Annotated in this window: 9 protein-coding genes; 3 read left to right on the forward strand and 6 right to left on the reverse strand. The window is 57.6% G+C overall.

The window, feature by feature from the left end:
* Nucleotides 1–77 precede the first annotated feature (77 nt).
* The 3 genes from fabB to AAC035_RS14015 all read right to left on the reverse strand — a co-directional run bounded on the left by fabB (nucleotide 78) and on the right by AAC035_RS14015 (nucleotide 3156).
* On the reverse strand, nucleotides 78–1292 hold the full coding sequence (gene fabB / locus AAC035_RS14005; protein WP_339805188.1) for a beta-ketoacyl-ACP synthase I: 1215 nt from the start codon (nucleotides 1290–1292) through the stop codon (nucleotides 78–80).
* 12 nt (nucleotides 1293–1304) lie between these two features.
* Nucleotides 1305–1814 carry a bifunctional 3-hydroxydecanoyl-ACP dehydratase/trans-2-decenoyl-ACP isomerase gene (gene fabA / locus AAC035_RS14010; RefSeq protein ID WP_339805189.1) on the reverse strand — a complete coding sequence of 170 codons (510 nt, stop codon included), beginning with the start codon at nucleotides 1812–1814 and terminating at the stop codon, nucleotides 1305–1307.
* A 145-nt stretch (nucleotides 1815–1959) separates the two neighbouring features.
* On the reverse strand, nucleotides 1960–3156 hold the full coding sequence (locus AAC035_RS14015; RefSeq protein ID WP_339805190.1) for an NnrS family protein: 1197 nt from the start codon (nucleotides 3154–3156) through the stop codon (nucleotides 1960–1962).
* A 147-nt stretch (nucleotides 3157–3303) separates the two neighbouring features.
* Here AAC035_RS14015 and AAC035_RS14020 point away from each other — a divergent pair, with 147 nt between their 5' ends.
* Complete coding sequence (locus AAC035_RS14020; RefSeq protein WP_339805192.1) at nucleotides 3304–3681, forward strand: SirB2 family protein; 378 nt, start codon at nucleotides 3304–3306, stop codon at nucleotides 3679–3681.
* Between the two features lies 1 nt (nucleotide 3682).
* On the opposite strand, the gene AAC035_RS14025 is transcribed toward AAC035_RS14020, so the two are convergent.
* A complete protein-coding gene (locus AAC035_RS14025; protein ID WP_339805194.1) occupies nucleotides 3683–4150 on the reverse strand; it encodes an EVE domain-containing protein in 468 nt (155 codons plus the stop codon).
* 311 nt (nucleotides 4151–4461) lie between these two features.
* On the opposite strand from AAC035_RS14025, the gene AAC035_RS14030 reads away from it, so the two are divergent.
* Nucleotides 4462–4920: a universal stress protein gene (locus tag AAC035_RS14030; protein ID WP_339805196.1), complete on the forward strand. Its 459-nt coding sequence runs from the start codon at nucleotides 4462–4464 to the stop codon at nucleotides 4918–4920.
* 99 nt (nucleotides 4921–5019) lie between these two features.
* Complete coding sequence (locus AAC035_RS14035; RefSeq protein WP_339805198.1) at nucleotides 5020–6516, forward strand: MFS transporter; 1497 nt, start codon at nucleotides 5020–5022, stop codon at nucleotides 6514–6516.
* Between the two features lie 137 nt (nucleotides 6517–6653).
* On the opposite strand, the gene AAC035_RS14040 is transcribed toward AAC035_RS14035, so the two are convergent.
* The gene (locus AAC035_RS14040; RefSeq protein ID WP_339805200.1) at nucleotides 6654–8246 is read right to left on the reverse strand and encodes an antiporter; all 1593 of its coding nucleotides are present in this window, start codon (nucleotides 8244–8246) and stop codon (nucleotides 6654–6656) included.
* 264 nt (nucleotides 8247–8510) lie between these two features.
* Nucleotides 8511–9230, reverse strand: coding sequence for a glutamine amidotransferase (locus AAC035_RS14045; RefSeq protein WP_339805202.1), 720 nt, complete (start codon nucleotides 9228–9230; stop codon nucleotides 8511–8513).
* Nucleotides 9231–9367: the final 137 nt, after the last annotated feature.

Below are 9367 nucleotides of genomic sequence, written 5' to 3' on the forward strand. Positions count from 1 at the left end.
ACCCATAAGGCGCTGGCTTCAACAAAAACCGTCAACGTATTTTAGGACGGGTCAGCCGAAGCCCCGGTGGTGCAGGTTTAGCTGAATTTCTTGAACAGCAGGGTGGCGTTGGTGCCGCCGAAGCCGAAGCTGTTGCTCATGATGAGGTTCAGGTCAGCGTCTTTCTGCAGTTCGCGAACGATCGGATAGCCTTCCGCGCCTTCGTCGAGGTTCTCGATGTTGGCAGAAGGGGTGATGAAGTTGTTCTGCATCATCAGCAGGCAGTAGATCGCTTCGTGGACACCGGTAGCACCCAGGGAGTGGCCTGCCAGTGGCTTGGTGGAGCTCAGCGGCGGGATCTTGTCACCGAATACCTGCTTGAGGGCCTTCAGTTCCGTGACGTCACCGGCCGGGGTACTGGTGCCGTGGGTGTTGATGTAGGAAATGTCGCCTTCAACGCCCTTCATTGCCTGCTGCATGCAGCGGATGGCGCCTTCACCGCTGGGTGCCACCATGTCGGCACCGTCGGAGGTGGCGCCGAAACCGACCAGTTCCGCAATGATATTGGCGCCGCGGGCCTGGGCGTGTTCCAGGGATTCCAGAACCACCACGCCGCCGCCGCCGGCAATCACGAAGCCGTCACGGTTGGCGTCGTAGGTGCGGGAGGCTTTTTCCGGGGTGTCGTTGTACTTGGTGGACAGCGCACCCATGGCGTCAAACAACAGGCTCAGGCTCCAGTGCACGTCTTCACCACCGCCGGCAAACATCACGTCCTGACGCCCGGAGGCAATCAGATCCGCGGAGTGGCCGATACAGTGGGCACTGGTGGCGCAGGCGGAGGTGATGCTGTAGTTGACACCGGTAATGCCATAGGCCGTGGACAGGGACGCGTTGATGGCGCTGCCCATGGTGCGGGGTACGCGGTAGGGCCCGACGCGGCGGATACCCTTGTCGCGGTGGGTATCAATGGAGTCCATCAGTTCGACGGTCGAGGCGCCACCGGTACCCATGATGATGCCGGTGTTGTTGTCGCGGATCTGCTCTTCGGTCAGGCCAGCCTGCTCGATCGCCTCCCGCATGGCCAGATAGGCATAAGCCGATGCCGGGCACATGAAGCGAAGCAGCTTGCGATCAATCAGTTCCTTGTAGTCAAGGTCGATGGAGCCGCAGATCTGGCTGCGGAGCCCCGCATCCCTGGCTTCTTCGCTGAACTTGATGCCGGGCTTGACGTCACGCAGCGACTGGGTGACCTCTTCTTTATTGTTACCGATGCTGGAAACAATGCCCATTCCGGTGATAACGACTCGACGCATGGGTCCGGACTCCTAGAAATCGTCGGTTGAGGTAAACAGGCCAACCCGAAGGTCTTTGGCCGTGTAGATTTCGCGACCGTCTACTTCCATCCGGCCGTCTGCTATGGCCATGGTCAGTTTGCGTTTGACCATGCGCTTGATATCGAGATGATACCGGACAACCTTGTTGTGGGGCAGCACCTGGCCAAAGAACTTCACTTCGCCGGCACCCAGGGCGCGGCCCTTGCCTTCACCGCCAGACCAGGCCAGGTAGAATCCGACCAGTTGCCAGAGCGCATCAAGGCCCAGGCAGCCGGGCATGACCGGGTCACCCTGGAAATGGCACTTGAAGAACCACAGCTCCGGATCGATGTCGAGCTCGGCAGTCAGACTGCCTTTGCCGAATTCGCCGTCACTGGCGTTGATGTGTGTGATGCGGTCGAGCATCAGCATCTGGTCAATTGGCAGGCGCATGTCGCCGGGGAAGAGCTCGCCGTGCCCGCATTTGATCAGGTCGGCCTTGTCGAAATGGTCTGGATACATGGTTCGGGATTTTTCCGTTACTGACTGTAACCCCCACTTTACCGGTTACTGACAAAAAAGCCATTGACCGTTGGTTGTATTTTTTTGACCGGGGGTTGGGTTTGTGGTGTCAATAATTTCACATAAGGCATTTTATAACAAATAGTTAGCCTGGTTTTCCGTCGGCTCTGGGACGCGCGAGAATATGTGCATAACGGACAAGAAAAATTCCGAAGGCAAGGGTCCAGAGCAACGAACTGAGGCCTATGCCCATGTGCCATGGCATCAGTCCGAAGGTTGTAACCACCCGGATCAGCGCTGCCAGGTGAATCATCACGAAGGCTGTCACCATGCCGTGTGGCAGGATCAGTGGCCGCCCGGTGTGGCCCAGTGCAACCCTGGCTACAACGCCAAGTATCAGGCAACCCACTGCCCCGGTGCCGGCGGCGTGAGTCCAGGCGCTGGATGGCCAGCCCGCCATGAGGGTGCCTGCCAGCAGAATCAGTGCGACCGGAACCCACAGAATGGAGAGGTGAAGAATCCACAGTAGTGGTTCCTTGCGTGCCAGCCAGCCCTTCCAGCCCGCCAGCCGCAGCAACATGAGGCCAGCCGCCACCAGGGCAACGACGCCTGCGGCCATGTTAAAGCCGCTGATCACGGCTGCCAGCAGGATGATCATCGCAATGACTGACGACAGGTCCAGGGCCGGATAAGTCCTGATGGTATTGGCATTGTGGCCCCTCTGCCGCAGCCAGCCTCCGGTAAAGGCTGGCGTGATGCGGCCCCCGACGATGGCAATCAGGGCCATGGCCATGATCAGCGCGCCGTAGCTGTAGCGCATATCCAGGGCCACCACAAATCCCAGCTGCATCAGCCACAGCAGGCCCAGTACCAGCAGTATCAACAATTGGCGAAGCTGACGCGCGCGCCAGATCCGCCAGCCGGCGTCGATCATCACCAGGGGTAAGAACAGCAGGTTGACGCCGTGGACCAGCCAGAAAGGCAAGCCCTCACCGGTGGCCAGTAGCAGCCTTCCCGTGAGCCAGACCGCCCATAACAGGAACAGTCGCATACCGTGACTGCGGTCAGTGTTGGTCCAGACGCAAACGGCGGTTAACAGAAATCCGGCGATAGCCGCAGACAGGAAACCGAACAGCAGCTCATGCTGGTGCCAGAAGAGTCCGGGCATGGCCAGTGGCAGCCGGATCATGGCTGTAACCTGCAGCACCCATAGCGGTACCACGAGTGTGGCAAGCAAGGCCATCGACAGGAAAAAAATCCTGAACGGGTAACTGAACAGCTGGGTAATGCTCATGGCAGTCTGCTTCGGGCTGGCGGTTGTGGTGTCAGGTCTGTACGTCATGCTGGTGGCCTGCTGGGTGAGTCGGGCTGTCTGACTATTAACATTTATATTATATAAATGTTATGGCGGTTGACATACCCACGGGGCGGTAGATTCACGTACACTTGCCCGCAATCCCATTTCCAGAATCTTACGGAGCACTATCCGATGAGCAGTTATATGATTCTCAAGTCCATTCACATGCTGGCGGCCTATATCACCGTGGCGCTTTTCATCACGCGGCTGGCGCTGGATGTGGCGGGTAAACCCGGCTGGCGTAAAACGCCGTTGCGGTGGGTTCCCCATGCCAACGACACGGTGTTGCTCATCGCTGCCATCAGCCTTCTGTTCGTGACCGGCTGGATGCCATTCGTGCACCACTGGCTCACCCTCAAGGTGTTTCTGCTGGTGGGTTATATCGTGGCAGGCGTATTTGCCCTGAAGCCGGGGCTGAGCGTCCCGGTGCGGATTATTGCAGCGCTGGCGGCGTTGATTCAGGTTATGGCGATCTTCCATCTGGCCATGGCCAAGCCGGTGTTGTTCTGAACTACTGAGCGTTTTTCCGGGTGCCACGGATGGCTTCCCACTGCGCCTCACTGACCGGCATAACGGATAGCCGGTTGCCCCGCTTTACCAGCGCCAGTTCCTGCAACTCCGGCATGGTTTTGAGTTGTTCCAGCGGAATCAGGCTGGGCAGCTTTGCGTCATACTGCATATCGACGGCGTACCAGCGTGGCTTTTCCGCTGATCTCTTCGGATCGAAATAGGGCGACCCTTCGTCAAACTGCTTCGGGTCCGGATAGGCCGCCCTCACTACCTTCACGACACCTGCTATACCGATATGTTTGCAGCTTGAGTGATAGATGAACACCCTGTCGTCCGGTTTCATTTGCTGCAGAAAATTTCTGGCCTGATAGTTCCGTACGCCATCCCAGGGAATGCTCTTCTCGGGGGCTGCGGCGAAGTCGTCGATACTGCATTCCTCCGGCTCCGTTTTTACCAGCCACTTTGTCATGCTGTCGCTCCGCACGTCTGCTTTTTCAACGCATTTCCTGTTTCAGAATAGCAACGATCCTGCGCCGGATGAACGCCGGTCAGGCGTTGCCCTGGGTCATGAGTATCTCTAAAGGATATCAGGGTGGTAGCCCCGGAAACACTGAGTTGAGCAACGGAGGTACAGGCCTGCTTGCTCTGGTGGGGTAGGGGCACCGGTTATTGATTTTAATCAACCAGCGGACAGTCGCCGCCATGGGCTAATGAGAGCTGGCATCAACAGGTTCCGGTGGCATTTGCCGTGCCGGAAATCTCTCAGCAAGGGAGTCCACTATGAAAATCATGCTTGCCTATGACGGCTCGCGCAACGCCCGGTTGGCGCTGGCGAGGACCGTCACCCTGTTCTGTGATCTGAAGCCGACCCTGCTGCTGGTTGCAGTTGCCGAAAACCCCCGGGATATAACGTCCGGAAACGAGGAGTTGTTCCAGCAGGAACTTGATGAACTCAAAGGGTTTCTGAAAGAAGCTCTGGAAATGTGTGAGGCGGAGAAAATCGCCGCTGACAGCATGCTGCTGGAGGGCGATGCCCGCAAAATGCTGCTTTATGCCACTGAAAAAATCCGGCCTGACATTCTGGTCATCGCCCGTCACAGCCATCAGCCCGATGGCGGATTCATTGCCCGCTCACTGACCTATTTCGTGGATGAACTGGACTACATGACTTTCGGGAGTGTGAGTTCGTTCCTTGCGCGTCGGGTGCAATGTCCATTGTTGATTTTGCCGAGCCTGTGAGGCGGTTATGTCTCCAGGCCCTTCTGCTCCATCGCTATCACTTGCAAATTTTCCTGTTCTTCTACGTCTGGCCATTGCTGGCCAGGGAGGCTATAGCCAATGAAAGTCGCTGCTGTTTTTCGCGTCAGGAATCCCGAGATCAGGGCCCTGCACCTGACCTGGATTGCTTTCTTTATCACCTTCTACGTATGGTTCAATATGGCGCCGTTGGCGTCCAGCATGCTGAAAAGTGTGGACTGGCTGACCAAGGATGACATCCGGCTGTTCGCCATCGCTAACGTGGCGCTCACCATTCCTGCCCGCATTATTGTGGGTATGGCGCTGGACCGTTTCGGACCGCGCCGGGTGTTTTCGGTACTGATGGTGCTGATGGCAATTCCCGCTCTGGTCTTTGCTTTCGGTACCACCATGGTGCAGTTGCTGGTCAGCCGCCTGGTGCTGAGCTCTATCGGTGCCAGCTTTGTGGTGGGCATTCACATGACCGCCATGTGGTTCAAACCCAGAGATATCGGGTTCGCCGAGGGGTTCTATGCCGGCTGGGGTAATTTCGGTTCGGCCGCTGCAGCGCTGTCACTTCCCACCATTGCACTGCACATGTACGGCGGCGACGATGGCTGGCGCTGGGCCATTGCCCAGAGTGCCATTGTGATGGCTGGTTATGGCGTCTACTACTGGTTTGCGATTACCGACGGCCCTGTCGGATCGGTACACCGTAAGCCGCGCAAAGCTTCGGCCCTTGAAGTGAGCAGCTGGGGCGACATGGTCAAGCTGATTCTGTGGACCATTCCGCTGGTAGGCGTCCTTGCCATTCTGGTCTGGCGTATACAGTACATGGGCTACCTGTCCGTCACCGGGGCAATGATCTGCTACGGCGTTATTGTTGCAATTGTCTGTTACCAGATTATCCAGATCCTGCGGGTCAACATCCCGATCCTGAAGCGGGGTGTCCCGGATGACGATAAATACCCGTTCAACAGTGTGGCTGCGCTCAACAGTACCTATTTTGCCAACTTTGGCGCAGAGCTGGCGGTGGTATCCATGCTGCCCATGTTCTTCGAGGAAACCTGGGGGCTTGGTGCAGCGACTGCCGGGATGATTGCTGCTTCGTTCGCGTTCGTGAATCTGGTGGCACGGCCCATGGGTGGACTGGTGTCTGACCGCATGGGTAATCGCCGTTTCGTAATGTTGAGCTACATGTTCGGGATATCCATCGGATTTGCGCTGATGGGGCTGATGAACTCGTCCTGGCCGCTGATCATTGCGGTTATGATCACCGTGTTCACGTCGTTCTTTGTGCAGGGTGCGGAAGGCGCAACCTTCGGGATTATCCCTTCCATCAAACGCCGCCTGACCGGTCAGATCTCCGGCATGGCCGGTGCGTATGGCAACGTGGGAGCGGTGGTTTACCTCACCATTTTCACCTTTGTTACCCCGACCCAGTTCTTCTACATCATTGCTGCCGGCGCCTTTGTCAGCTGGTTGCTGTGTCTGATGTGGCTGAAAGAACCTGAAACCGGGTTTGCTGAAGAGTATTACGTGTCGTCTGTAGACCTTCAGATTGAGGAGGAGGCGCGGCGGAGCCAGGCAGGTGCATGACAGGTCGCTGCCAACCAGACGTTAATGCAAGCGACCAGAGGTAACAAAAAAGCGCCCGGTGAAGTCAGTTCACCGGGCGCTTTTGTTTGGGGCTGTGATCCTGTTGGTCAGGATCGTTTCAGGGATGACGTGCCATGTCAGGGGTTTTTGACATAGGCGCCCTTGCGCAGGTAGAACCACCAGTTCACGACAAGGCAGATGCTGTAAAAGACTGCAAAGCCGTACATGGCTATTTCCGGGGTTCCAGCGCGTATCTGGCCACCCATGACCTGGGGTGCGATAAAGGCACCGTAGGCGGCGACAGCGGACGTCCAGCCCAGTACCGGGCCCTTCTGCTGGGCATCAAAGATCACTCCGATACTGCGGAAGGTAGAGCCGTTACCAATACCACTGGCGGCGAACAGAATGATGAACAGCACAAGGAACAGCGGGAACCAGGTATTGGGATCCGCCGAGTTGTAGGCCAGCATCATCACATAGCCGGTGGCCACCGACGCAACCACCATGACCAGAGAAATGGCCTGAGTGACGATGGAACCGCCTACCTTGTCAGAGATCCAGCCACCGACCGGACGAATCAATGCGCCCACAAATGGGCCCATCCATGCCCAGGTCAGGGCGCTGGGAGCATCAGGATTGGTGATGCGGGTAATGGTGCCGTCACCGGACACCTCCATCATGTTACCGAATATGACGCTGATGGACAGCGGCAGCGCGGCAGAGAAGCCGATGAACGAGCCGAACGTCAGAATGTAGAGAATGGTCATGGACCAGGTGTGCTTGTTGCTGAAGATCGCGAACTGCTTCTGGATGTTGGGTTTGATGTCTCCGGGAATCAATCGCAGTAATACCAGAGTAAGCACTATGGTCACCGGCAGCGCGAGCCACATGTTCATCAGCCCCAGCGCGTACAGGCCGATGACGGAGGTCAGCAGTCCTACGCCGTAAAGACCAAGAATCTTGCCGAAAGCGGAGAGTGGATTCCCGGGATTGGGTGTAATGGTGCGCAGATTGTTCATGCCCAGCCAGCCCGCGAAGGCCAGCGGGATCAGGAACACCAGCCAGATAAATCCGGCGTTCTGAATCCAGGTGGGGGTGCCTGCCTCAATCCGACCGATCAGGGTGCCACTGGCACTTTGCAGTTCCAGCGGAGCTCCTGCCAGAGCGCCGAAAATACCGACGGTCATGACCAGCGGGATCAGGATCTGCATGGTGGTCACACCAAAGTTGCCGAGGCCGGCGTTCATGCCCAGGGCGTAGCCCTGTTTGCTTTTCGGGTAGAAGGTGCTGATGTTGCTCATGGAGCAGGCAAAGTTACCGCCGCCAATGCCGGACAGCAGGGCCAGGGCCTGAAACGCCCAGTAGGGTGTGTGGGGATCCATCAGCGCAATGCCGGTCCCGGCGGCGGGGATCATCAGCAGAGCGGTGGTCAGGAACACGGTATTCCGGCCACCGGCAATGCGGATCATGAAGGACGCGGGAATCCGCAAGGTGGCTCCGGACAGACCGGCAATCGCCGTCAGTCCGAACAGCTGCTCCAGGGTGAAGCTGAAGCCCAGGTTCTGCATCTGCGTGGTGATCATTCCCCACATCAGCCAGACCGCAAAACCCATCAACAGACTGGGTATTGAAATCCACAGGTTGCGGTTGGCAATACGCTTGCCTTCCCGGTTCCAGAATTCTTCGTTCTCGACATCCCATTTTTCGATGTCAGCGTTGGTTTTGGCCATATCGGACTCCCTCATAGCGAAAGGTGTCTGCAGTGGTGAACTGACCGCTGCAAACGTTGCTTCAGGCGTATTGTGCTTGGGGGGTTGGCCGGGCTTTCTTGATGAATGACAAGGCATTCAGGTAGCGGATTCCGGGCCGGAGTCCGGCGCCTGGACAGAAACCATAGATCTATCTAAAAGCTTTATTAAACAGATACTTGCAATGTGGATAACCCGGATTGGGTATGGTGTTACGGCTGCAGGGCAATAGAGGTAGCCAATCGTTTAGCCGTGGCGCCAGCGCACGAATGACGAAAATGCCAGCAGCAGATGGTTGGCGTAGGGCGTGTCCCTGACGCCTTTCTTCAGTTCATTGACACGCTGGCCGGCAGTGGCCAGTGCTGGCGCCTGAGCGTCGAGGTAGGCGCGCATTACATCCGCTGTGAATTCCGGATGAAACTGAACGCCCCAGGCGCAGGGGCCGACCCGAAATGCCTGATGGGCCTCGGCCGACGAGGCCGCCAGCAGCCTGGCTGCCGAAGGTAGCCTGATCACGGATTGCTGGTGCGTCAGGTGGGCGCGAAAGCGTTTTGGCAATTGCCGGAACAGGGGGTCATCACTGGTTTCTGCCCGCAGGCTTACCTCGAAGGTCCCGGATTCCCGACCCTGGGGCCGGTTGGATACCTCGCCGCCAAGTGCGTCTGCCAGCAACTGATGTCCGTAGCAGACGCCCAGCAGCGGCGTTTCCCGTTCAACCGCATGACGCAGCCAGTGTGCCGTTGCTTCACTCCAGGGCTCCCGGTCCGTGACCATGGCGGGCGAGCCGGTTACCACAATACCGTCCCAGTCCTCCGGCTTTCCCGGTGAGTCACCAGCTGCCACGTCAATGACCTGAGTCGCCACCTGATTGCCGAGCTTTTCCCTGAACCAGTGCTCGAAATCTCCGTGCTGTTGCCGGACAGCTGGAAGGGTACTCCCGGTCTTGAGAATGGCGATGACGGTCATGGCGGTCGCTCTTATTGGATGTATGCATACTTCATGATTGCACGCTCTCAGTGTAGCGGAGCCCATCCATTTTCTGTAGCTAGTGTCCCGTCTGGTTAATTCGTTGACCTACTGAGCCATTGAGAGCCTTGAGAGCA

This window comes from uncultured Marinobacter sp., assembly GCF_963974375.1.
Lineage (GTDB): Bacteria > Pseudomonadota > Gammaproteobacteria > Pseudomonadales > Oleiphilaceae > Marinobacter.

Excerpts from the sequence above, each read along its gene's own strand:
- AAC035_RS14015 (WP_339805190.1), bottom strand. The coding sequence starts at position 3,156 with ATGACGTACAGACCTGACACCACAACCGCCAGCCCGAAGCAGACTGCC.
- AAC035_RS14035 (WP_339805198.1), top strand. The coding sequence starts at position 5,020 with ATGAAAGTCGCTGCTGTTTTTCGCGTCAGGAATCCCGAGATCAGGGCC.
- fabB (WP_339805188.1), bottom strand. The coding sequence starts at position 1,292 with ATGCGTCGAGTCGTTATCACCGGAATGGGCATTGTTTCCAGCATCGGT.
- AAC035_RS14025 (WP_339805194.1), bottom strand. The coding sequence starts at position 4,150 with ATGACAAAGTGGCTGGTAAAAACGGAGCCGGAGGAATGCAGTATCGAC.
- AAC035_RS14020 (WP_339805192.1), top strand. The coding sequence starts at position 3,304 with ATGAGCAGTTATATGATTCTCAAGTCCATTCACATGCTGGCGGCCTAT.
- AAC035_RS14040 (WP_339805200.1), bottom strand. The coding sequence starts at position 8,246 with ATGGCCAAAACCAACGCTGACATCGAAAAATGGGATGTCGAGAACGAA.
- fabA (WP_339805189.1), bottom strand. The coding sequence starts at position 1,814 with ATGTATCCAGACCATTTCGACAAGGCCGACCTGATCAAATGCGGGCAC.
- AAC035_RS14045 (WP_339805202.1), bottom strand. The coding sequence starts at position 9,230 with ATGACCGTCATCGCCATTCTCAAGACCGGGAGTACCCTTCCAGCTGTC.
- AAC035_RS14030 (WP_339805196.1), top strand. The coding sequence starts at position 4,462 with ATGAAAATCATGCTTGCCTATGACGGCTCGCGCAACGCCCGGTTGGCG.